Genomic DNA, 22,979 nt, shown 5'->3' with positions numbered 1-22,979 from the left:
TGGTTCAAATGGCGCTCCTGGTGGCCTGTGGTTGTAACGATTGCAGCGGCAGGATTTGCCGCCCTTTGCCGGCGCCGCCGCGCGAATTGAGCAGCACGGCGGTGAGGATGACGGCGCCCGTCAGCGCGCCTTGCCAGAACGGCGACACCTTGACCACCGGCAGCGCATTGCCGATCACCGCCAGGAAGAAGCCGCCCAGCACGGCGCCGGCCACGCTGCCGCAGCCGCCGGCGATGCTGACGCCGCCGATGACGCAGGCGGCAATGACGGTGAACTCAAAGCCGTAGGCGATCTCGGTATAGGCCACGGCGTAGCGCGCCACCCACAGGTAGCCGCACAGTCCGGCCATCAGGCCCGACAGTCCGTAGGTCCACAGCAGCCGCCGCGCGACGGGTATGCCGACATAGCGCGCCGCCGCCGGCTCGTTGCCGATGGCGTACAGGTCGCGGCCGTAGCGGCTGTGCCGCGCCACGTACCACGCCAGCAGCACGGCGGCGGCGGCGATCCAGACCAGATGCGTCAGGCCGAACAGGCGGCCCAGCGGGAAGGCGATGAAGTCGGCCGGCATCTGGTGCGACGACACCCAGGCGCCACCGGACAGCACAAACACCAGTCCGCGATACACGCTCATGGTGCCGAGCGTGACGACAATCGGCGGCAGTTGCAGGTAGCCGATCAGGTAGCCGTTGGCCAGGCCGAGCAGCAGGCCGATGGCGGCCGCCGTCAGCAGCACCAGCGCCAGCGGCAGTTGCGGATGCTGCGAGGCCAACAGCGCGGCCAGCATGCCGGACAAGGCCAGCGTCGACGCCACCGACAGGTCGACGCCGCGCGTCACCAGCACCAGCATCTGCGCCAGCGCCATCATGATCAGCAGCGTCGAGTCGGTCAGCAGATTGGCCAGGCTGCCGCCGGTGAGGAACACCGGCGCGCGCCAGCCGACCAGCAGGATCAGCGCCACCGTCAGCAGCGCCAGCTGTACTTCCCGTAATTTCAGCAGATTCATTGTGGCTCCCCGGCGGCCAGATGCACGCCCGATGCCGCCGCCACCACGATTTCCGGCGTCGCCTCGGCGCGGCTGTATTCATTGATGATATGGCCCTGGTGCATGACCACCACGCGGTCGGCCAGCCCCAGCACCTCCGGCAGCTCGGACGACACCAGTATCACCGACAGGCCCTGCGTGACCAGTTGCGCGACGAAGCGGTGCACCGCAGCCTTGGCGCCAATATCGATGCCCTTGGTCGGCTCGTCGAGGATGATGACGCGCGGCCTGGTGGCCAGCCATTTTCCCAGCACCACCTTTTGCTGGTTGCCGCCGGATAGTTCGGACACCGGCTGGCACAGGTTGTGCGCCTTCAACTCCAGCTGCTCGGCATAGTGGCGCGCCACCGCGTTTTCCTGCTGGCGCCGGCCGCGCAGCATGAAGCCCAACTGGTTCAGGATCGGCAGCGTGATGTTGTGCAGGATCGGCAGCGACAGGTGCGCGCCTTGTTGCTGGCGGTCTTCCGGCACGTAGGCGATGCCGTGCCGGATGGCGTCCGCCGGGCAGCCGATGCAGACCGGGCGGCCGTCCAGCGTGACCTTGCCGCGCGCCGCCGGGCTGAGGCCGAACAGCGCCTGCATCACCTCCGACCGGCCGGCCCCAACCAGGCCGTAAAAGCCGAGGATTTCACCCTTGCGCAACTTGAAACTGATGTCACGGAACTCGGTCGGATGGCAGAAGCCATCCACTTCCAGCAGCACCTCGCCGGGCGTCATCTCGGCCTTCGGGTAGGCCTGATGCACGGCGCGGCCCACCATCAGCGCCACCAGTTCCTGTTCGCTGATGGCGTCCAGCGCGCCCTCGGCAACAAACTGGCCGTCGCGCAGCACGGTGTAGCTGTCGGCCACGGCGTAGATTTCGTCGAACTTGTGCGAGATGAAAATCACCGCCGTGCCGGCCGCGCGCAACTGGCCGATGATGCGGTACAGTTCCTGGATTTCCCGCTGCGACAGGGCGGCGGTAGGCTCATCCAGGATCACCACGCGCGCCTGCTGCGACAACGCGCGCGCGATTTCGACAAAGTGGCGCTGCGCCACGCTCAGGTCCTTGACGCGGGCGCGCACCGGCAGCGCCACCTCCAGCCGGGCGAACAGCTGTTCCGCCTCCGCCTCGATGCGGCGCCAGTCGATGCGGCCGGCGGCGCGGCTCGGGTGGCGGCCGACGTAAATGTTTTCCGCCACGGTCAGCTCGTCGAACATCACGCTTTCCTGGTGCACGGCGGTGATGCCGGCGCGCGTGGCGTCCTGGGCGCTGCTGAAGCGCAGCGGCTGGCCGTCCAGTTCCAGCGTGCCCTCGTCGGGCTGGTAGATGCCGGTCAGGGTTTTCACCAGCGTCGACTTGCCGGCGCCGTTTTCGCCGATCAGCGCCATCACCTCGCCCGGACGGACGCTGAGCGATACCTTGTTGAGCGCCACAATGCCGGCAAAGCGCTTGCTGACGCCGGATAAGTGCAGCACCGGCCGCGCCAGCCGGTCGAGTGGCGCGCGGTGCGGGGAAGGCAGGGTCTGGGCCTGCGCTGCCGATACATTCATGTGCATGGAACTATCCGCTTAAAAAATTCGGGAGAACTGGTCGACATTGGATTTATCGTACACAAACGGCGGCGCCATGGCGCCGTCGCCGTTGGCGTCGAGTGCGATGCTGCCCATGCGGCCGGCGCTGACGCTGCCGCCCGGCCTGGCCGCCGGATCGCCCTTGACGAAGCCATAGGCCGCATAGGTGATGGTGTAGCCGAGGTCGATTGGATTCCAGATAGCGAATTCGCGCACGGCGCCGCTCTTGACGTGGCCGGCCATTTCGGACGGCAGGCCCAGTCCGGTCACGGCCACCTTGCCGACCAGGCCTTCATCGACCACCGCCTTGCTGGCGGCGTTGATGCCGACCGTGCTCGGCGAGATGATGGCTTTCAGCCCCGGATAGCTGCGCAGCAGGCCGACCGCCTCGCGGTAGCTCTTGTCGGACTGGTCGTCGCCGTAGGCGGTGGCCACCAGCTTCAGGCCGGCGTATTCCGGCTTGGCCAGCACCTGCTTCATCACGCCGATCCAGATGTTCTGGTTGGTCGCCTGTGCCGAGGCCGACAGGATGGCGATGTCGCCCCGGCCGCCGGCCGCCCTGGCCGCCATTTCAACCTGCTTCTCGCCGATCAGGCCGGCGTTGGAGGGGTTCAGCTGCATCAGCCGGCCCTCGGGCGCCAGGCCGCTGTCGAACGACAGCACCTTGATGCCGCGCGCCATGGCTTTCTTGGCGATCGGCACCAGCGCGTTCGGGTCGTTGGCGGAAATGACGATGGCGTTGACTTTCTGGCTGATCAGCGAGTTGATGATTTCAATCTGGCCCTCGGCCGACGGCGTGGTCGGGCCGGTGTAAATGATCTCCACGTTTTTGAGCTCGGCGGCGGCCTGGGTGGCGCCGTTGTGGGCGGCGTCGAAGAAGCCGTTGCCCAGGTTCTTTACCACCATGGCGATGCGAACCTTGTCATCGGCCGGCTGCTTGCCGCAGCCGGCCAGCGTGGCGAGGAGGGCGGCGGCCAGCATGGCCGCGATGCGTGTGTGCTTTTTCAATGCGAAATCTCCGGTTGGTACAGGGCTTCCAGTTGCAAGTCGAAAACGTTGCCATAGGTGGCGGCCGGTGCGGCGGGCGGCACGGCTTCCGGCTCGACCGTCACCACGCGCACGCCGTGCTGCTCCAGCAGCTGCACGGCGGCGTCGGAGGCGTGGGTGTCGGTGATGACGGCGGTGACGCGGTTAAGGCCGCACAGGATCAGGCCGGCCTTGCGGCTGAACTTGGAGCTGTCGGCCAGCACGATCAATTGTTCCGCCTGGCTGATGAGGCGCTTCTCGGCCTGGATCAGCAGCGGATCGGCTTCCAGCAGCCCCAGCAGCGAAAGGCCGTAGACGCCCATGAAAATCTTGGCGGCGTAGTGGTGCTGGGTGATGTCGTTGTCGAACGGGCTGAGGATGACGTTTTGTTCCCGGTAGACCTTGCCGCCGGGGACGATGATTTCGTTCTCGCTGGTGCTCAGCAGGCGCTCGGCCATCAGGAAGGAATTGGTGAGTATCTTCAGGTGCTGGTCGACCAGGAATTCCGCCATCATGAAGGTGGTGGTGCCGCCGTTGATGATGATGGTTTCGCCGTCATTGCACATGCCGGCCGCATGGCGCGCGATGCCGCGCTTGCGCTCGGCGTGGCATTGCATATTGTTCTGGAAGGTCTCGCTGGCGTGCGCCAGGTTGCGCAGTTTTTGCTGGAGATTGGCGGCGCCGCCGCGCGTGCGCGTCAGCAGGTTGCGTTCGGCCAGCCAGCCGATGTCGCGCCGCACGGTGGCTGGCGACGAGCTTAGCCAGTCGACCAATTGCTGCACGGTCGCGCTTTGATGCTCGGCCAACAGCTTGAGCATGCGCTTGCGCCGCTTGTGCTTGATCATCGTTGTCTCCTGATAATTTTTGCAATCATCGCCACCGTCGTTCCCGCGCAGGCGGGAACCCATAGTCAGCATGGATACCCGCCTGCACGGGAACGACCGGGTGAAATGTTGCTTTATTGTCTGCAAGGCTATCCATTTCAAAATCGATCGTCAATCACCCCGCGATCAATTCCGTGATTGTTTGATTTGGGGTCGGCGGGCGTGATCACGATTTTGATTATTTCGCGCTTAATCATGATCTTGATCGTTCGTCGATTGACACTGCGGCGCCTGCTGATTTCTACTGAATGCCATTGCCGCAAAGGGCAAACCAATACATTCACAACGGAGATCAGCAATGAACCAAGCGAAGCAGAAAGAACCGATCAGCTCTTTGTGGGACGACAGCAAGGCCGCGCAGATGAACGAGCCTGAACTGCTGCTGTACCGCTCCAACCTGCTCGGATCGGATCTGCGCATCACCAATTTCGGCGGCGGCAATACCTCGGCCAAGGTGCTGATGGCCGACCCGCTCAGCGGCGAGCAAGTGGAAGTGCTGTGGGTGAAAGGTTCCGGCGGCGATCTCGGCAGCATCAAGCTGGACGGCTTCTCGACCCTGTACATGGATAAGCTGTACGCGCTGAAACAACGTTACCGCGGCCTCGAGCACGAAGACGAGATGGTCGCTTACCTGCCGCACTGCACCTTCAACCTGAACCCGCGCGCGGCCAGCATCGACACGCCGTTGCATGCCTACATCGCGCGCAAGCACGTCGACCACATGCACCCGGATTCGGTGATCGCCATCGCCGCCTGCGCCAACAGCAAGGAGCTGACGCAGAAAATCTTCGAGGGCGAGCTGGGGTGGCTGCCGTGGCAGCGTCCGGGTTACGACCTGGGCCTGAAACTGGAACAGGTATCGAAAAATAATCCGCAGCTGAAGGGCATCATCCTGGAAGGCCACGGCCTGTTCACCTGGGGCGATACCGCCAAGTCCTGCTACGAAACCACGCTGGCCATCATCAAGCGCGCCGGCGACTGGCTGGACGCGAACGTGGCGCAGCCATCGTTCGGCGGCGCCGCCGTGCAGCCGCTGCCGCCAGAACAGCGCGCCGAGTTCGCCGCGCGCCTGATGCCTTTGCTGCGCGGCAAGATCAGCAAGGATGAATTCAAGCTGGGCCACTTCGACGATCAGGACGCGGTGCTGGAATTCGTGTGCAGCCGCGACCTGCAACCGCTGGCGGCGCTCGGCACCTCGTGCCCGGACCACTTCCTGCGCACCAAGATACGCCCGTTCGTGGTGGATTTCGATCCGTCCAGGCCGGACTTCGACAAGCTGGTGGCCGGGCTCGACGACGCGCTCGAGGCCTACCGCGCCGATTACCGGGCCTATTACGAGCGCTGCAAGCGCAGCAACAGCCCGGCCGTGCGCGACGCCAACCCGATCATCTACCTGATTCCCGGCGTCGGCATGCTGTCCTTCGCCAAGGACAAGGCCACCGCCCGCATTGCCGGCGAGTTTTATGTGAACGCGGTCAACGTCATGCGCGGCGCCAACGGCGTGGACAAGTATGTCGGCCTGCCGGAGCAGGAGGCCTTCGACATCGAATACTGGCTGCTGGAAGAAGCCAAGCTGCAACGCATGCCGAAGCCGAAATCGCTGGCCGGCCGCATCGCGCTGGTGACCGGCGGCGCCGGCGGCATCGGCCAGGCGGTGGCCAGGCAGCTGTTGCAGGAGGGCGCTTGCGTGCTGCTGACCGACATCGACAGCGAGGCGCTGGCCGCCGCGCAAACCAGCCTGGCCAAGGTGGCCGGCAAGGACAACGTCGCCAGCGTGGTCGCCAACATCACCGGCGAAGCGGCGGTCGACGAGATACTGAAGGCATCGGCGCTGAACTTCGGCGGCGTTGACCTGCTGATTTCCAACGCCGGCATCGCCTCGTCGGCGCCGCTGGAAGACACCACGCTGGAAGTGTGGAACCGCAACCAGGACATTCTGGTCAAAGGCTATTTCCTCGTCAGCCGCGCCGCCTTCCGCATCATGCAGCAGCAAAAACTGGGCGGCTCGATGGTGTTCGTTGCCAGCAAGAATGGCCTGGTGGCCTCGGCCGGGGCGTCGGCCTACTGCACCGCCAAGGCGGCGGAAATCCACCTGGCGCGTTGCATTGCGCTGGAAGGCGCGCCGCACGGCATCCGCGTCAACGTGGTCAATCCGGACGCGGTGATTCGCGGCTCGCGCATCTGGGACGGCAAGTGGAAGCAGGAGCGCGCGCAGTCGAACAAGATCGGCGCCGATGATGTGGAAGAGTTCTACCGCCAGCGCAGCATGCTGAAACTGAGCGTGCTGCCGGAAGACATCGCCGAGGCGGTGTATTTCCTGGCCTCGGACAAGGCGGGCAAGAGCACCGGCAACATCATCAACGTCGACGCCGGCAACGCCGCCGCCTTCACCCGCTAAGGAGACAAACATGGTGGCACTTATCGACCAGGGACTGGTGGCCGAGCATAACGCCGGCCTGCTGGCGGACCTGAACGCCGACTACGAGGCGCTGGCGGGCATGCTGTCGCGCCGCGGCGTCGATATCGAAACGCTGACCGCGGCGGCCCAGCAGTTTGCGGTGGCGCTGCCCAGCTGGGGCGCCGGCACCGGCGGCACGCGCTTTGCGCGCTTTCCCGGCAAGGGCGAGCCGCGCAATGTGTTTGAAAAGCTGGACGATTGCGCGGTCATCCATCAACTGAGCCGGGCGACGCCGGGCGTGTCGCTGCACTTCCCGTGGGACAAGATCAGCGATACGGCCGGGCTGCGCGAGCAGGCGCACGGCTATGGACTGTATTTCGATCTGGTCAATTCCAACACGTTCCAGGACCAGGCGGGGCAGGCGCATACCTACAAGTACGGCAGTCTGACCGCGCAGGACGCCGCCGCGCGCGAGCAGGCGGTGGCGCACAATATCGAGTGCATCGAGCTGGGCCGGGCGCTCGGCTCGAAGGGCTTGACCGTTTGGATCGGCGATGGCGCCAACTTCCCCGGCCAGCACAATCTGCGCGGCTCGCTGGAACGCTATCTGGACAGCATGCGCGCGATCTATGCGGCGCTGCCGGACGACTGGCAGGTCTACATCGAGCACAAGCTGTTCGAGCCGGCGTTCTACGCGACCACCATCGCCGACTGGGGCACCAGCTTTGCGTGCGCGCAGGAGCTGGGGCCGAAGGCCAAGTGCCTGGTCGATCTGGGACACCATGCGCCGAATACCAATATCGAGATGATCGTGGCGCGGCTGGCGCAGTTCGGCAAGCTGGGCGGCTTCCACTTCAACGACAGCAAGTATGGCGATGACGACCTGGATTCCGGCTCGATCAATCCGTTCCAGCTGTTCCTGGTGTTTAACGAGCTGGCCGATGCGGCGCAGCGGGAGGGGGCGTCGTTCAGGACGGCGAATATGCTGGACCAGTCGCACAATGTGACCGATCCGATTGAAAGCCTGATCAGCAGCGCGGTCGAGGTGCAGCGCGCCTACGTTCAGGCGGCGCTGGTGGACCGGGTGGCGCTGCAAGAATTCCAGCAATCGAATGATGTGCTGAATGCGGCGCAGATCTTGAAGAAGGCGTTCCGTACCGATGTCAGCCCGATTCTGGCGATGGCGCGGCTGCGTGCTGGCGGCGCGGTCGATCCGGTGGCCGCGTACCGCCGCGCCGGCTACCGCGAGAAGGTGGCGGCCGACCGCCCGCCCAAAGCCGGCGCCAGCAGCAGCGGCATCGTCTGACCGTCATTCCCGCGCAGGCGGGAATCCATGCGGCGCTTGCCCTGCCGGCGTTCCATGGGTTCCCGCCTGCGCGGGAACGACGGTCAGGAGGTGGTGGTGTACGGCTTGCCGTTGACCACCACGTTATCAAGCGTGAGTTTGCTCACGCCCTCGGCACGCAGCCGGCCATCCCGCAGCCGCACATCGAAATCCTTCAACAGGATATCGCCAATCGCGGTCTGCCCCGGATTCGGTGCGATATTGCCCAGCGTTCCGGCCGAGCCGCTAAATCCGCTAAAGCTGATATTGCGCACCACCGACTGCGGCGGCCTTTGCCCTTGCAGATTCTTATACTGCGACCACGGAATGATATCCAGAATCGAAGCGCTGTGGCCCGCCAGCTTGATGTTGCGGTAATGAATATCCTCATAACGCTGCGGCGTATCCGGCCGCAGCTTCAGATGCGCCACACGCACATCGCCAACCTCGCAATCCTCGATCACCACATCGCGCACAATGGTGGCCTCGCTGCCCAGCGTCAGCACGCTGTGGCCGCGCTTGAACACGCAGTTGCGCACGCGGATATGCTCCACCGGCGGGCTGCTGCGATCGTCCAGCGCCAGCGGGCCTTTCGATCCCTTGGCGGCGATGCAATCATCGGTAACGGAGAAATAGCAGCCTTCGACCGTCACCCGCTGGCAGCTGTCCAGGTCGATGCCGTCGGTGCTGGGCGCCTGCTGGTAATCGTCCGGCACCACGAAGCGCGCCTTGCGCACGATGACGTCCTGGCAGTTATAGATATGCAGGTTCCAGAACTGCGCATCCTTGAACGTCAGTCCCTCCACCAGCACATCGCGCGACTCTTCAAGCAGCGCCAGGCGCGCGCGCGGGAGGCCGAGGTTGGGGAAGTTGTGCGGATCTGGCGCGGCGTTGCGCAGCTTCCAGAACTGATCCCAGATCGGCCGTCCGGCGCCGTCGAGCGTGCCCTCGCCGGTGATGCGCAAGCCGTGGCAGCCCTTGGCGTTGATCAGCGCCGGCGTGAAATTGTCTTCGAAGTGGCCTTCGATGCGGGTCCGGCGGCCGGGGAAGTCGTGCATGTCGGTCGAGCATTCCAGCACCGCGCCCGGCTCGAAATGCAGGTGCACCTGCGGCTTGAGAAACAGCGCGCCGCTGACGAACCTGCCGGCCGGCACCACCACCGTGCCGCCGCCTTGCGCCGCCAGCTGGTCGATGGAAGATTGGATTGCCCCGGTATTGACCGTCTTGCCGTCGGCGACAGCGCCGAATTCAGTAACGGTTTTGCGGACGGCGCCTTGCGCGGCGACCTTGCCCACCGCGACGGCGAGCGAGGAAGCCAGCAAGGCCCGGGTGAAGCGGCGGCGAGCGACATCGGCAGACATGAATTCCCCTGATAATCTATCAGCGGACATGATGAGCCTTGTTCAGCCCGCCGCGCAAGCGGGTATCAATCAACCCGCTGAGTAATTACCACCAGATGGTGTACACCGCCACCAGCATCGCCAGCACGATCGCGCTGCCGACGGCGAAACGACGGTCCACGCGGAACATCGAGACATCGAATTCCATCGGCCTGGCCGACTTGTCGCGCGGCTGTGCCAGGCTGATCAGAATCATGCCGATCACGCAAATCACGAACACAAAGCCCATGCGGTCGAGGAACGGAATCTCGTACACGCCGGCCGCGTTGGGCACGGCGAAACCGGAACTGGCCAGGAAGGACAGGTTGACCCAGTCCGGCAGGAACTTGAAGATCAGCGAGCAGATGAAACCGCCGATGGTGGCGAACATCGCCGCCGCCGAGGTCGTGCGCTTCCAGAAGAAGCCCAGCAGGAACATGGCGAAGATGCCCGGCGACACAAAGCCGGTGTACTCCTGGATGTACTGGAAGCCACCTTTCTTGTCGATGCCGAGGAATGGCGCGATCAGCACCGCCAGCAGCAGCGAGACGACAATGGTGACGCGGCCCATCCACACCAGCTTTTGCTCGCTGGCTTCCGGCGCGAACTTTTCCTTGTAAATATCGAGCGTAAAGATGGTGGCGATACTGTTGGCCTTGCCCGCCAGCGACGCCACCACGGCCGCCGACAGCGCAGCGAACGCCACGCCCTTCAGGCCCGACGGCAGCAGCGCCAGCAGCACAGGGTAGGCGCGGTCGGGATTCAGTTCGCCGGCGTGGTTCATGGCGTTGCCCAGCGCACCGGACTGATGCAGCACGAACGCGGCAATGCCCGGCACCACCACGATCAGCGGCATCAGCATCTTGAGGAAACCGGCGAACAGCAGCCCGGCGCGGGCGGTTTTCAGATCGGCGCCCAGCGCCCGCTGCGTGATGTACTGGTTGCAGCCCCAGTAGTTCAGGTTGACGATCCACATGCCGCCCAGCAGCACGGTCAGGCCCGGCAGGTCGATGTAATTTGGATTGGACGGTTGCAGCACCATATGGAAATGGTCCTGCGCGCGTTCGGTCATCAGCTTGAAGCCGTGGACCACGCTGTTGCTGCCGTCGAGGTTGGCCACCATTTCCAGTGCCAGCCAGGTCGTCGCCAGGCCGCCGGCCACCAGGCAGGCCACCTGGATCACGTCGGTATAGCCGATCACCTTCATGCCGCCCAGCGTGATGAACATCGCCAGCACCGCCAGCACCACCATGCACGGCATGATGCCAATGCCGGAAATGCCGCTGATGGCAATCGCGCCGAGGTACAGGATCGAGGTCAGGTTGACCACGATGTACAGCGTCAGCCAGAACACCGCCATGACGGTCGCTACCGTGTTGTTGTAGCGCTGGCGCAGGAACTGCGGCATGGTATAGATGCGGTTTTTCAGGTACACCGGCATGAAGAATACCGCGACGATGATCAGCGTGGCGGCGGCCAGGAATTCATAGGCGGCGATCGCCATGCCCATCTTGAAGCCGGAACCGCTCATGCCGATGAATTGTTCTGCGGAAATATTGGACGCGATCAGCGACGCGCCAATGGCCCACCAGGTCAGCGAACCTTCGGCCAGGAAATAGGCATGCGAAGGCGATGCCGCCGCCTGCTGCTTACGATAGTGCACCCACAGGCCGTAGCCGGCGACCAGCAGGATGTAGGCAAAGAATACAAACAAATCCAGATTACTCAAGATACACGTCCCTTCATTATTAAAATAATTAGCTGGGCAAATTATACCGATGCTAGCGTGAAAACTTGTCGAATAGGCATAAGTAAATTCGCATTAAGCATGCGTAATTCATATAAGCACCGCAGCAATCGGCGCGCCCGATCAACTGCGTGAGTGATTGCCGCCACCGGTGGGAAAAACCTGTGCGCAGTATTACATTGCTGAGAACCTCAAGGGACGGCAATGGATATCACGACACGACGCAACTTCCTGCAATATTCCGCCATTCTGGGCGCCGGACTGGGTGTGGGTGGACTGTCTGCCGCGCAGACAGCGCCGGCTGGTGGCCGTCGCAGCCAGTTGTTCAACTTCGACTGGAAGTTCCAGGCAGGCGACGCGGCGGACGCCAGCGCGCCCGGCCTGGACGACAGCGGCTGGCGCCAGCTCGACCTGCCGCATGACTTTCAGATCGAGCAGCCGTGGGACCAGTCGGCCGGTGCGGCGCGCGGCTTCAAGGCCATGGGCACGGGCTGGTATCGCAAGCGGTTCAAGGGCGAGCCGGCCTGGAAAGGTAAAAAAGTGCTGCTCGACTTCGAGGGCCTGATGCTGTACGGCGATGTGTGGCTGAACGGGCGCAAGGTGGCGGATATCGATTACGGCTACCTCGGCGCGGAGGTCGATGTCTCGCAGGCCGTGAACTACGATGGCGATAACCTGCTTGCGGTGCGCGCCAGCACCGGTGGCACGCGCCAGTCGCGCTGGTACACCGGCGGCGGCTTGTTCCGCGATGTGCATCTGCTGGTGAAGGAACCGGTGTCGATTGCGCGACACGGCGTGTTTGTCACCACGCCGGTGGTGTCGGAACAGGCCGCCGAAGTGGCGGTTCAGGTGGAGTTGGATGGCGTCTCCGGTAAAAGGCTGGACGTCGCTGTCCGCACCAGCATTCTGGCGCCCGACGGCAGCCGCGTATCGCACACCACGACGCCGGCGCCGCAGGGCATACGGCTGGCGGTGGTGACGGTGGCCGTGCCGCCGCTGCGCGTACCGGCGCCCAGGCTGTGGTCCTGCGAGACGCCGCAGCTGTACACGGCGGAAGTCACCGTGCTGCTGGACGGCCGCCCGGTCGATCAGGTGAGCGAGCAGTTTGGCATTCGCAGCATTGCGTTTTCGCGGGAGTCCGGCTTTCGGCTGAATGGCAAAAAGGTGTTCCTGCAAGGGATATCGAATCATCACGACCTGGGTGCGCTGGGGGCGGCGGTGTACGAGCGCGCCATCGAGCGCATGTTCGTTCGGTTGAAGGAATTCGGCTTCAACCATGTGCGCACCTCGCACAATCCGTATTCGACATCGTTTTTGCGGCTGGCTGACAAACACGGCATCCTGATCGTCGACGAACTGGCCGACAAATGGAGCGAGAGCGAATACTGGGCAGGGCAGAAACCATTTTCGCAGCTGTGGTACAGGATTTTGCCGGAATGGGTGCGGCGCGACCGCAATCACCCGTCAGTGATCCTCTGGAGCCTGGGGAACGAGTTGCAGGTGCGCGAGGCGTGGGCGGGCTTCCCGACCGGCGACTGGGGTGTGACGACCTACAAAATTCTCGATACGCTGCTCAAGCGCTTCGACAGCACGCGCAACACCACGGTGGCGATGTTCCCGGCGCGCGCCAATGCGGCCATGCGCAGTTCTGCCGATTTCCATACCCGGCTGGCGCCGCCGGAATTGTCGCTGGTGACCGAGGTGGCCAGCTTCAATTACCAGTATCCGGCATACCAGGCGTACTTGCAGCAGGCGCCGCACCTGATTATCTACCAGAGCGAGGCGGCGACTTCCACCCTGACCGGCGCCTTCTACGGCATGGACCGGGACAAGATGGTGGGCCTGGCCTATTGGGGCGCGGTGGAGTATTGGGGCGAGTCGCACGGATGGCCGCGCAAGGGCTGGAACTTTTCGTTCTTCAGCCATACGATGGAGCCGTACCCGCAGGCCTACCTCGTCAAGGCGGCGTTTGCGGACGCGCCGCTGGTGCGCATCGGCGTTGCCGATGGCGCCGGCGAAACGCTGGAATGGAACGATGTACAGGTCGGGAAGACGCCGGTATCGTCGCATTGGAACTGGCCGGAGGGCAGCCAGCAAAGCCTGTTCACCTACACCAATGCGGACGAGGTGGAGTTGCTGGTCAACGGCAAGTCCTGCGGCACGCAGCCGAATCCGCGCGGTGACGCGTTAAGCCGCAACATCATTTACTGGAAGGCGGTCCCATACGGCAGCGGCGGCACGCTAACCGCGGTGGCGCGTACCGGCGGCAGGGAAGTGGCGCGCCATGAATTGCACACGGCCGGCAAAGCGTTAGCCTTGCAGATCGAATCCGAGGCGGCCGACTGGCGCGCGGGTGGCATGGACCTGCATTACCTGAAAATCCGTGCCGTGGATCGCCAGGGGCGCGTGGTGCCGGTGGCGCGGGACGAGATCACGGTGGACGTCAGCGGCGCGGCGCAGTTGCTCGCGCTGGATAATGGCGACCATTCGACCGACGCGGTTTTCACCGTCAAGGGCACACGCCTGCACAACGGCTTCGCGCAGGCGATCCTGCGCTCCGGCCGTGCGCCGGGCGTCGTCAATGTCAAGGTGACGGCCGCCGGGCTGACGGCCGCAGTCAAAGTGCTGCGGACAGATCGTTCTCGTTCTTGGGCGGCTGCGCCAGCACCCACATGAAGTACAGTGCCTTGGCGGCCTTGGCGCGTGTAACCTGCGCGTGCGGTTCGATCAAGCGGCCGTTGACCATCCGGCCACGTTCGATGCCGTTTTCCGAACGGATCAGGCCCAGTTCATAAGCGTCGCGCAGTTTGGCGGCGTAGGCCGGCGAGACGCTGGCGCCGTCCTGCAACTGCTCCCAGCGCAGCAGCGGGTAGTACATTGCCCCCTGTGCACCGCTGTCCAGATTCGGATCATAGCCCGCGCTGCCGGGCAGGATGGTTTTGCCGTTGTAGTCGGTCATGTAGGCCGGCTTGCTGGCGAATTTCGCGTGGTAGGCGTCCAGCAGCATGGCGCCCATCACTTCGCGGGTCAGCGGCCCGTCCGTGGCAACCACGCCGGTTTGTACGCGCATCAGCTTGGCCAGCGCCGCCGCAAACTCGCTGGCCTGCATGGCCGCCTGCGGATGAAACAAGCCTTGCGCATCCTTGTGCAGCACGCCCAGTTGCAGCAGCTTTTCAATCTGGTTGCGATAGTAGGCGTTGTCGCCATCGGTAATGTCGGCGGCGATTTCGGGCATGGCTGCCCAGTCCTTGCGCAGCAGCGGCGCTACTTGGGGCATCACCTCTGTCAGGCCGGCGACGACCATGCGCGCATACTGCTTGGACAGCGATTCCTTGAAATGCGTGCCGTCGATCTTGTTGGCGGGATGGCCGTTGGCGTAGCTGCCGTCGTTGGTCTTGCCCGGTGTTTCGCCGGCTTCAACCGACATCACCATGGCGGTGATGGAGGCGCTGCCGGTGGCGTTGTAGTACGCGATGCTGCGCGCGTTCAGATCCACCACCGGAACACCCAGTTCCGCGCCCAGCTTCTTCATCAGCTCCGGGAAGCGGCGCTTGTCGAAGGAGTTGATGTAGGGCTGACCGGGCTTTTGCGCGCCGTTCACGCGCGACATCGGCGTGACGAAGACGGGCAGCACACCGCGCGCGCGGATCGCCGGCAGGTAGACCTTGCGTATCATTTCCTCGTACATCGCCTCGGTGGCGCCACGGCCGTAGCGGCGGTTTTCGTCCAGGCTTTCGTCGTTGTGGCCGAACTGTATCAGCAGCATGTCGCCTGCATTGGCAGCCAGCAGCAGGTCGTTCAGGCGTCCCTCGGCGTAGGCGTTGCGGAACGAACGGCCGCCCATCGAGTAGTTCAGCACACGCACTTTGGCCGGATCGAAAAGGTGGTCGAAGACCTGGCCCCAGCCGCTCATCGGCGCTTCGTCAAAGGTATAGGATTTGACGGTGGAGTCGCCCAGCGTGTAAATGGCGGGCAGCGCGCCGGCCGGGCGTTGCCGCGGCCCGATCGGCGTCAGCGTGATCTGGCTCAGGCCCACCGGCACGCCTGCCTTCTTCGGCTCGACCTCGATGTCGATGTAGTCGCGGCCATTGACGTAGCGGTAGCTCCAGTCGTGGCCTTGCACGTTCATCGGCGTTTTGTTCGGCAGCAGGCTGGCGGCGTCCCAGAACACGGGCGCCAGCAGGCGGCTGGTTTGCATGCCGCTGATGGCGACGCTGGTGTCGGCTGCGTCCGAGGTGGTGCGGACGGTGATCGCATACGCGCCCGGCGCGGCCTTGATGCGGAAGGCCATGCCGTAGTTGTTGTAATGATCCTTGCCGGTATCCGGATCGATGGCCGCTTCGGTGATGACATAGCCGGCGGCTTCGCGGCGGATGGTGTCGGTATGAACGGGGCGCGCGGGCAGGGCGCCGGTCTGGTTGACAAAGCCGTAGCCGGTGGCGGCGTCGTAGCGCGGCAGCGTGTCGTGCTGCACGGCGATGGCGCCGGCAGACGGGCGCGCGCTGAAGTCATAGGTCTGGGCGTGTGCGGACAGCGCGAGCAGGCTCGCCGCGAGGATGAAAAGGGAGCGCATTTGTCTCGTTATCGTTAATTTATTGGCCACCATGATACTGCAATCACGAGGATGATTATTCTCCTTGCGCGGTTGACATGCGCCGGTCCGCTGATTTCTACTGAATGGATGAAAAAAAGTATCCTGTGCCTGTTGATCTGCGCGGCGGCGAGCGCCCATGGGGAGCCGGCCGACAGCGCTTACCGTTTTTCCACGGTGGCCGATGTGCAGCGCCATCTGGCAGCGCCGCCGGATAACGCCCGGCCGATGGTGCGCTGGTGGTGGTTTGGCCCGGCGGTGGTCAAGCCGCAACTGGAGCGCGAGATGCTGGCGATGAAGCAGGGCGGCTTTGGCGGATTCGAGATTCAGCCGGTGTATCCGATGGAGCTGGACGATCCAATGCGCGGCATCCGCAACTTGCCCTATTTGTCGCCGGATTTTCTGGATGCGGTGAGCTTTGTGAACCGCAAGGCGCATGAAAGCAATCTGCGTGTCGACATGACGCTGGCAAGCGGTTGGCCTTACGGCGGGCCGCATGTGCCGGTGACCGAGGCGGCGTCGCGCCTGCGCGTGGCCCCGGTGCCGGTGCCTGCCGGTGCTGATTCGGTGGCGTTGCCGTCCATTGGCAGCGGCGAGAAACTGGTGGCGACGTTTGCCGGCGCCGGCGATGGCAAACAGTTCGATGCGACGCGGCTGGCGATGATCGAGCCGGCGCTGGCCAATGGCCGCGCGTATCTGGCGCCCGCCGATAGCGCGCGCGTTGTGGTGTTTTACATCGCCAGCCGCACGGCGCAGCAGGTGAAGCGCGCGGCGCTGGGCGCCGAGGGATTTGTGCTCGACCATTTGAGCCGCAAGGCGATCGACCATCACCTGCAAGAGGTGGCCGAGCCGTTGCTGAAGGCTTTTGGCGCGCAGCCGCCGTATGCGGTGTTTTCGGATAGCCTGGAGGTGTATGGCACCGACTGGACCGACGATTTTCTGGCCGAGTTCCAGCGCCGCCGGGGCTATGATCTGAAACCACATCTGCCGGTGGTGTATAGCGGACAAGGCCCGGATGCGGGCGCGCTGCGGCGCGACTGGGCGCTGACGCAGACGGAGCTGGTCAACGAACGCTATCTGACGCCGGTGGACGATTGGGCGAAGCGCCATGGCACCCGCTTTCGTTCGCAAACGTATGGCGAGCCGGCGGTATCCTTGTCCAGCAACCGGCTGGTGGCGCTGCCGGAGGGGAGGGGCCGCAGTTCCGCGAGTTTTCGTTCACTCGCCTGGCCACGTCGGCCGGGCATCTGTATGGCCGCAACGTGATTTCGGCCGAAACCTGGACCTGGCTGAATTCCCCCGCGTTCAGCGCCACGCCGCTGGATATGAAGGTGGAGGCGGACCGCATGCTGTTGCAAGGGGTGAATCTGTTTGTCGGTCATGGCTGGCCGTACACGCCGCCTGGCGTGCAGGAGCCGGGTTATGCGTTTTACGCGGCGGCGGTTTTCAACCACCATCAGCCGTGGTGGAACGTGATGCCGGATGTGAATGCGTATTTGCAGCGCACCAGCTATCTGCTGCGTCAGGGCGAACCGGCCAATGACGTGGCGCTGCTGCTGCCGAACGATGATGTGTATGCGGCGTCGGAGCCGGGCAAGGTGTCGCTGTCGGCGGGCATGCACAAGCATGTGACGCCGGTGGTCATGGAGCAGGTTCTCGACGCTGGCCATAACGTTGACTTTCTTGATGATGAGGCGTTGCGCGACAGCGGCAAGCGGTATCCGTTGATCGTGCTGCCGCATGTCACGCGCATGCCGGTTGCCACGCTGGAGCGGTTGATCAGGCATGTTGAGGGAGATGGCAAGTTGATTGCGGTCGGCAGCAAGCCGTCGCTCGCGCCGGGCTACCGTGATGCTGCGGCGCAGGCGGAACTCGTGCGGCAGCTGAGTGACCGGCTGTTTGCGCTGCCGGGCGCGCAACTGGTGACCGAGGAGGCCGCGCTGGGCGCGGCGGTCGGCAAGGCGATTGCGCCGGACTTCCGCGTATCGGCGCAGGCGGCGTCGATAGGCTTCATTCGGCGCAAGCTGGCGGATGGTGATATTTATTTCATCGCCAATACCAGTAACCGCGAGGTCCGCACCACCGCGACGGTCGCTTCGGCCTCAGCTACGCGCAAGCACGCGGCGTGGTGGAATCCGCACGATGGCACGGTAACGCCAGCCTCCGTGCACCCTTCGTTTGCGCTGGTGCTGGCGCCGTACGAATCGCGCGTGCTGGTGCTGTCGGATGGCGCGAGCACGGTGGCCAATGCGGGCGGCACGGCGCTGCGGCCAACGGCGATCTCGCCTGCGGCCTCGCATGAGGGTAGCATTCTCGCCAACGCCAACGCCAACGCCAACGCCACCGCCACCGCCGATGCTCCTCGCGTTGTCACGCTGGCCGATCTGGGCAGCGGTTGGCGGCTCAGTTTTCCCGGCGCCGATGGCGCGCTGGCGCAACCTCGCCTGCTGGATCGCCTCATCTCGTGGACCGACAATCCCGCCACGCGCTACTATTCAGGCATCGGCATCTACAGCAGGAACATCACGCTGGAAGCCTCGCAATTGCAATCGCAGGCCATTAAACTCGATTTCGGCCAGGGTACGCCCCTGGAAAGCACGCCTAAAGTCCCCGCCGGCATGCGCGCCATGCTGGACAGCCCGATCCGCGAGGCCGCTGTGGTGTACATCAATGGCCGGCGCGCCGGCGCCGTATGGCATCCACCGTACCAGATCGACATCGGCAAGCTGCTCAAACCTGGCGACAACCGCATCGAAGTACAGGTAGCCAATTTATCGATCAACCTGCTGGCAGGCCAGGAGCGCCCTGACTACCGCCTGCTGTCGGCCCGCTACGGCCAGCGTTTCGTGCCACAAGATACGCACCTGATCAGCCCACGACCCTCAGGCATGCTGGGACAGGTGCGACTGCTTTCGGAGACCAAGCAATGAAGAAAAACACCTTATGCCTGTCGCTGCTGCTGGCGTTCGCCACGCCGGCGCACGCCCAGCAAAACTATCCGCAGCCGACGCCCGAGATGCAAGCCATCATCGACAAGGACATCGGCCGCCACTTCGGCGACGCGCCAGCCGACGGCGGGCCGCGCGCCACCGATCTGTCGCCGGCGCTGACGCCGGCCGCCATCGACAAGGCAATGCGCAAGGTGGCCGACTGGCAGCTGCCGCGAACCATGCAGCACCTGGACAAAATCTGGACCTCGGCGGTCCTGTTCAGCGGCTTCATGGCTGTATCCGAATCCACCGGCGATCCAAAATACCGCGATGCCATGCTGACCATGGCCAATGGCTTTGAATGGAAACTGCGCACGCCATATCCGAACGCAGACGATATCGCCGTCGCCCAGACCTATCTGGAGCTGTACTTCCAGCAGCCATCGCCTGAACGCATCGCACACACCAGGGAGCAGCTGGATACGCTGATTAACCTGAAAACGCTGCGCCCCGGCGACGAACGCCAGCCCTGGTGGTGGTGCGACGCGCTGTTCATGGCGCCGCCGGTGTGGGTGAAAATGTACAAGGCCACCGGCGAGCGCAAATACCTCGATTATGTGCACACGCAGTGGCGCCAGACCTACGATCTGCTGTACGACAAGGAAGAGCACCTGTACGCGCGTGACGCCAGCTACAAGACCAGGCGCGAAGCCAACGGCAAGAAGATATTCCGGTCGCGCGGCGAAGGCTGGGTAATGGGTGGCCTTGCACGTACGCTGGACTACATCCCGGCCGACGATCCGCAACGCCCGTTCTATATCGAGCAGCTCCAGCAGATGTCCGCCAGCATCGCCCGCATCCAGGACGCGGATGGCCAATGGCATGCAGGCCTGCTGGACCCGGACACTTATCCGCTGCCGGAAACCTCGGGCGCCGCACTGTTCGTGTACGGCATGGCCTATGGCGTCAACAAGGGCTATCTGGATGCCAGGACATACCGGCCGGTGATCGAACGCGCTTGGGCCGGGCTGCTGAAGAATGTGTATGCCGACGGCCGCCTGGGCGGCATCCAGCAGACCGGCGCCGAACCGGCGTTTTACCGGCCGGCGTCGAGCTACAACTACGGCGTCGGTGGCTTCCTGCTGGCCGCGGCGGAACTGAAAAAGATGGCGGCAAACAGCATGAAGGCGCCATCATGAGCAGCAGGCTGCGTCGCACCCTGTTGCAGTCTGCCGCGCTGCTGCCGGCATTGCCGTTGTTGCGCGCCACCGCCGCATCCGCACCGGGTTCGCGCTCCCCGCTGCCTATGCGGGAGGTGCAGGCCAGCGCGCCGTTCGACATGCCGCCGATTCGCGTGCCCGACTTTGCCGACGCACCGCGGTTCGACATTCGCCGCTATGGTGCGGCCACTGGTGACAAGGCCGCGACGACCAAGGCAATCGCCGCCGCGATCAGCGCCGCCAACGCCGCTGGCGGCGGCCGCGTTATCGTCCCAGGCGGGACCTGGCTCACCGGCGCGGTTCACCTGAAAAGCAATGTCGGCCTGCATGTGGAAGAAGGCGGGGTTCTGCTGTTTTCCGGCCAGCCGGAGGATTATCTGCCGGCGGTGATAACGTCCTGGGAAGGCATCGAATGCTACAACTACTCACCGCTGGTCTACGCCCTTGACTGCGACAACGTCGCGCTGACAGGCAAAGGCACGCTGAAGGCGGAACTGGATGTCTGGCGCCTGTGGTATGCGCGGCCCAAGCCGCACATGGAGGCGCTGGTTGCGCTGTACCAGCATGCCGTGCATAACGTCCCGCTCAGTCAACGCCAGATGGCGCAAGGCGAAGCGCATCTGCGCCCGCAGTTCGTGCAGTTCAACCGCTGCCGTAATGTGCTGATCGAAGACATCACCATCCGCGACAGCCCGTTCTGGACCGTCCACCCGTACATGTGCCAGGACGTGGTAATACGCCGGGTCGATATCCGCGCGCATGGCCACAACAACGACGGCGTCGATCCCGAGATGAGCCAGAACGTGCTGATAGAAGACTGCATTTTCGATCAGGGCGACGATGCGATCTCCGTCAAATCCGGCCGTGAGTTTGACGGCTGGCGGCTGGCTTCACCGGCCAAGAACATCGTTATCCGCAACTGCCGCATCAAGAACGGCCACCAGCTTCTGGCCATCGGCAGCGAGTTGTCGGGAGGTGTTGAGAATATCCTGGTGGAGAACTGCCATTTCGATCGCGGCGATGCCGACGGCCCGGTCAAGGGCACCACGCTGGTCGAGATCAACAACATCCTGTACGTGAAGACCAACGAACGGCGCGGCGGCTACGTGCGCAACATCCATATGCGCAATGTGACGGCGACCAGCATCGCCGGCGGCCCGCTGTGCGTGGAGACGGATGTGCTGTACCAGTGGCGCAATCTGGTGCCGACCTACGAGCGCCGCCTGACGCCGATCGATGGCCTGTATGTCAGCGACGTGCGGGTGGCGGAGGCCAGGTTTGTCTGCCGCATTCAGGGCGATGCCGGCCTGCCGGTCAGGAACGTTACGCTGCAGGGTGTGAAAGTAGGAAAGGTGCGCGACCAGGCCTTCAACGTCAGCAACGTCGAAGGCCTGGTCAATACTTAACGCGCGCCCTGGTACATCAAGCCGCTGTCATTGAGGCCGAACTTGAACTTCTTGTTCATCTCGATGATCTCGGCGCCGGCCAGCAGCACCGGGCCGTAGCCGTGGGCGGCCTTGGTGCTCACCGGGCGATAGTAGTAAAACGCCGGGTCGAACGCCATGCCGGTGCCGACGCAGACGCCTTCCACCTCGCCCCTGGCATTGACCTTGCCGGCGACCGCGTTCCACGCCAGGTTGGCCATCGGGCCGAACATCTGTTGGTCCAGATAGCCCCGGTTGACGCCGCGCGCGATGGCGTAGGTGTAGATCGCCGTGGCCGAGGTTTCCAGATAAGAGTCCGGGCGGTCGATCAACTGATGCCACAGGCCGTCCTTGTGCTGATACTTCGCCAGTCCGTTGGCGTGGGCGCGAAATTGCGTCTCCACCGCCCGGTACTGCGGGTGATTCTTCGGCAGCACGTCCAGCACCTCGACCATCGCCATCAGCGCCCAGCCGTTGGCGCGCGCCCAGTGCAGCTCCGGATGGTCGCGCATGCCCTCGACGTAGCCGTGCATGTAGATGCCCAGTTGCGGGTTGAACATGCGCCTGGAGAATTGCAGCACCTGGCGGGCCGCGTCGTCATAGTATTTGGCGTTGCCGGTCTGCTTGCCCATCAACGCGATGGTCGGCACACCCATGAACATATCGTCCAGCCAGAGCGTATCCGGCAGCGGGCGCATCTTCGGTTTGCCGTCGGCGCCCGGGCCGCCGCGCGCCAGCGTGCCGTCCTTCAGGCGGTATTCCTTCTCGGTGACGAAGCTGCTGCACACCGGCACCAGCTGGCTGTAGTCGACCTTGACGCCGGCCTGCTGCGCTTTCAGGAAGCTCATGCACAGTGCGCCGGCGTCGTCCAGCGCGTGCGGGTTCAGGAAGCTTTTGATCGGCGCCTGGGCGTTTTGCTGGTCCGCCTTCACGGCCGGCAGATAGAGCCGCGTCAGGTCGGCCAGCAGCTGGTGGCGCTTGACGGTGTAATCGGTGTAACGGCGGTCGCCGGTGGCGCGGCCGGCGGCCAGCATGCCGGCGTAGGTCACGCCCCATTCGTAGCTAGTCAGGCGGAAGTCGCCCGGTTGCAGCACCGCGTCCGGATCGGCGCGCTCCAGTTTGGCGATGGGCGCGTGGCTGTTCTTGTTGATCAGCGCCGCCGGCGTCACGGCGTCCAGATAAGCGAATACGCGGTCCAGCACCGCCTTGACGGCCGCTTCGTCCATGGCGCGGTAGGGATTGGGATAGCTGACGTCCAGCGCGTGCAGCATGGCGTCCGCCGTGTTGGGGCCTTTCTCTTGCGGCGGCGGCGCATGTTGGGCCAGCACGTGGCCGGACAGGGGCAGGGCGGCGATCACGGCAGCCATCAGCAGATGTTTGGTTTTCACTTGTTTGCTGTCTCCAGAATAGGTATCGAACACGTCACACTAACCGATGCAGCCACGGATTTGCACCGGAAAT

Annotated in this window: 15 protein-coding genes; 7 read left to right on the top strand and 8 right to left on the bottom strand. The window is 64.1% G+C overall.

Annotated elements, in window-relative coordinates; translation table 11 throughout:
- Nucleotides 1-4 precede the first annotated feature (4 nt).
- From ACRQ5J_RS16730 to ACRQ5J_RS16715, 4 genes are read right to left on the bottom strand one after another with little or no spacing between them, the layout of a single operon-like run.
- The gene (locus tag ACRQ5J_RS16730; RefSeq protein WP_432378196.1) at nucleotides 5-1,003 is read right to left on the bottom strand and encodes an ABC transporter permease; all 999 of its coding nucleotides are present in this window, start codon (nucleotides 1,001-1,003) and stop codon (nucleotides 5-7) included.
- On the bottom strand, nucleotides 1,000-2,580 hold the full coding sequence (locus ACRQ5J_RS16725; RefSeq protein WP_432378194.1) for a sugar ABC transporter ATP-binding protein: 1,581 nt from the start codon (nucleotides 2,578-2,580) through the stop codon (nucleotides 1,000-1,002). The genes ACRQ5J_RS16730 and ACRQ5J_RS16725 overlap by 4 nt, the downstream gene beginning before the upstream one ends.
- A 12-nt stretch (nucleotides 2,581-2,592) precedes the next feature.
- Nucleotides 2,593-3,576 carry a rhamnose ABC transporter substrate-binding protein gene (rhaS, locus tag ACRQ5J_RS16720; RefSeq protein ID WP_432383670.1) on the bottom strand — a complete coding sequence of 328 codons (984 nt, stop codon included), beginning with the start codon at nucleotides 3,574-3,576 and terminating at the stop codon, nucleotides 2,593-2,595.
- A gap of 23 nt (nucleotides 3,577-3,599) precedes the next feature.
- On the bottom strand, nucleotides 3,600-4,466 hold the full coding sequence (locus ACRQ5J_RS16715) for a DeoR/GlpR family DNA-binding transcription regulator (RefSeq protein WP_432378192.1): 867 nt from the start codon (nucleotides 4,464-4,466) through the stop codon (nucleotides 3,600-3,602).
- Nucleotides 4,467-4,803: 337 nt separating this feature from the next.
- On the opposite strand from ACRQ5J_RS16715, the gene ACRQ5J_RS16710 reads away from it, so the two are divergent.
- Together ACRQ5J_RS16710 and rhaI are read left to right on the top strand one after the other, a co-directional pair.
- A complete protein-coding gene (locus ACRQ5J_RS16710) occupies nucleotides 4,804-6,903 on the top strand; it encodes a bifunctional rhamnulose-1-phosphate aldolase/short-chain dehydrogenase (protein WP_432378190.1) in 2,100 nt (699 codons plus the stop codon).
- 10 nt (nucleotides 6,904-6,913) lie between these two features.
- Nucleotides 6,914-8,209, top strand: a complete 1,296-nt coding sequence (rhaI, locus tag ACRQ5J_RS16705; protein ID WP_432378188.1) for an L-rhamnose catabolism isomerase — start codon at nucleotides 6,914-6,916, stop codon at nucleotides 8,207-8,209.
- 83 nt (nucleotides 8,210-8,292) lie between these two features.
- On the opposite strand, the gene ACRQ5J_RS16700 is transcribed toward rhaI, so the two are convergent.
- Together ACRQ5J_RS16700 and ACRQ5J_RS16695 are read right to left on the bottom strand one after the other, a co-directional pair.
- Entirely contained in the window at nucleotides 8,293-9,588 is a 1,296-nt protein-coding gene (locus ACRQ5J_RS16700) for a glycoside hydrolase family 28 protein (RefSeq protein ID WP_432378187.1), read from the bottom strand.
- 85 nt (nucleotides 9,589-9,673) lie between these two features.
- Nucleotides 9,674-11,335: a sodium:solute symporter family transporter gene (locus ACRQ5J_RS16695; protein ID WP_432378185.1), complete on the bottom strand. Its 1,662-nt coding sequence runs from the start codon at nucleotides 11,333-11,335 to the stop codon at nucleotides 9,674-9,676.
- A 222-nt stretch (nucleotides 11,336-11,557) separates the two neighbouring features.
- Between ACRQ5J_RS16695 and ACRQ5J_RS16690 the strand changes: the two genes are divergently transcribed.
- Nucleotides 11,558-14,029 (top strand): glycoside hydrolase family 2 TIM barrel-domain containing protein, encoded by a 2,472-nt coding sequence (locus ACRQ5J_RS16690; RefSeq protein WP_432378183.1) that lies wholly within the window; start codon nucleotides 11,558-11,560, stop codon nucleotides 14,027-14,029.
- Here the strand turns inward: ACRQ5J_RS16690 and ACRQ5J_RS16685 are convergent.
- Nucleotides 13,971-15,926: a GDSL-type esterase/lipase family protein gene (locus ACRQ5J_RS16685; protein WP_432378181.1), complete on the bottom strand. Its 1,956-nt coding sequence runs from the start codon at nucleotides 15,924-15,926 to the stop codon at nucleotides 13,971-13,973. The two genes, ACRQ5J_RS16690 and ACRQ5J_RS16685, sit on opposite strands and share 59 nt — an antisense overlap.
- 108 nt (nucleotides 15,927-16,034) lie before the next feature.
- On the opposite strand from ACRQ5J_RS16685, the gene ACRQ5J_RS16680 reads away from it, so the two are divergent.
- The 4 genes from ACRQ5J_RS16680 to ACRQ5J_RS16665 are packed head-to-tail and all read left to right on the top strand — an operon-like array spanning nucleotide 16,035 to nucleotide 21,500.
- A complete protein-coding gene (locus ACRQ5J_RS16680; protein WP_432378179.1) occupies nucleotides 16,035-17,210 on the top strand; it encodes a glycosyl hydrolase in 1,176 nt (391 codons plus the stop codon).
- The gene (locus tag ACRQ5J_RS16675; protein WP_432378177.1) at nucleotides 17,207-18,874 is read left to right on the top strand and encodes a glycosyl hydrolase; all 1,668 of its coding nucleotides are present in this window, start codon (nucleotides 17,207-17,209) and stop codon (nucleotides 18,872-18,874) included. The genes ACRQ5J_RS16680 and ACRQ5J_RS16675 overlap by 4 nt, the downstream gene beginning before the upstream one ends.
- Nucleotides 18,871-20,073, top strand: coding sequence for a glycoside hydrolase family 88/105 protein (locus ACRQ5J_RS16670; protein ID WP_432378175.1), 1,203 nt, complete (start codon nucleotides 18,871-18,873; stop codon nucleotides 20,071-20,073). Before ACRQ5J_RS16675 ends, ACRQ5J_RS16670 begins: the two co-directional genes overlap by 4 nt.
- Entirely contained in the window at nucleotides 20,070-21,500 is a 1,431-nt protein-coding gene (locus ACRQ5J_RS16665; RefSeq protein ID WP_432378174.1) for a glycoside hydrolase family 28 protein, read from the top strand. The genes ACRQ5J_RS16670 and ACRQ5J_RS16665 overlap by 4 nt, the downstream gene beginning before the upstream one ends.
- Here ACRQ5J_RS16665 and ACRQ5J_RS16660 read toward each other — a convergent pair.
- Nucleotides 21,497-22,906 carry a glycoside hydrolase family 88/105 protein gene (locus tag ACRQ5J_RS16660; protein WP_432378172.1) on the bottom strand — a complete coding sequence of 470 codons (1,410 nt, stop codon included), beginning with the start codon at nucleotides 22,904-22,906 and terminating at the stop codon, nucleotides 21,497-21,499. The genes ACRQ5J_RS16665 and ACRQ5J_RS16660 overlap by 4 nt on opposite strands.
- Nucleotides 22,907-22,979 lie beyond the last annotated feature (73 nt).

The sequence above is a fragment of the Duganella sp. P38 genome, from assembly GCF_050859475.1.
GTDB lineage: Bacteria > Pseudomonadota > Gammaproteobacteria > Burkholderiales > Burkholderiaceae_D > Rugamonas.
This window is presented reverse-complemented; position numbering and strand designations above follow the sequence as displayed.

What these genes read in the sequence shown, in the direction of transcription:
- ACRQ5J_RS16700 (WP_432378187.1), bottom strand. Translation starts at nt 9,588, where the DNA reads ATGTCTGCCGATGTCGCTCGCCGCCGCTTCACCCGGGCCTTGCTGGCT.
- rhaS (WP_432383670.1), bottom strand. Translation starts at nt 3,576, where the DNA reads ATGCTGGCCGCCGCCCTCCTCGCCACGCTGGCCGGCTGCGGCAAGCAG.
- ACRQ5J_RS16715 (WP_432378192.1), bottom strand. Translation starts at nt 4,466, where the DNA reads ATGATCAAGCACAAGCGGCGCAAGCGCATGCTCAAGCTGTTGGCCGAG.
- ACRQ5J_RS16685 (WP_432378181.1), bottom strand. Translation starts at nt 15,926, where the DNA reads ATGCGCTCCCTTTTCATCCTCGCGGCGAGCCTGCTCGCGCTGTCCGCA.
- rhaI (WP_432378188.1), top strand. Translation starts at nt 6,914, where the DNA reads ATGGTGGCACTTATCGACCAGGGACTGGTGGCCGAGCATAACGCCGGC.
- ACRQ5J_RS16730 (WP_432378196.1), bottom strand. Translation starts at nt 1,003, where the DNA reads ATGAATCTGCTGAAATTACGGGAAGTACAGCTGGCGCTGCTGACGGTG.
- ACRQ5J_RS16680 (WP_432378179.1), top strand. Translation starts at nt 16,035, where the DNA reads ATGAAAAAAAGTATCCTGTGCCTGTTGATCTGCGCGGCGGCGAGCGCC.
- ACRQ5J_RS16665 (WP_432378174.1), top strand. Translation starts at nt 20,070, where the DNA reads ATGAGCAGCAGGCTGCGTCGCACCCTGTTGCAGTCTGCCGCGCTGCTG.
- ACRQ5J_RS16710 (WP_432378190.1), top strand. Translation starts at nt 4,804, where the DNA reads ATGAACCAAGCGAAGCAGAAAGAACCGATCAGCTCTTTGTGGGACGAC.
- ACRQ5J_RS16690 (WP_432378183.1), top strand. Translation starts at nt 11,558, where the DNA reads ATGGATATCACGACACGACGCAACTTCCTGCAATATTCCGCCATTCTG.
- ACRQ5J_RS16725 (WP_432378194.1), bottom strand. Translation starts at nt 2,580, where the DNA reads ATGCACATGAATGTATCGGCAGCGCAGGCCCAGACCCTGCCTTCCCCG.
- ACRQ5J_RS16670 (WP_432378175.1), top strand. Translation starts at nt 18,871, where the DNA reads ATGAAGAAAAACACCTTATGCCTGTCGCTGCTGCTGGCGTTCGCCACG.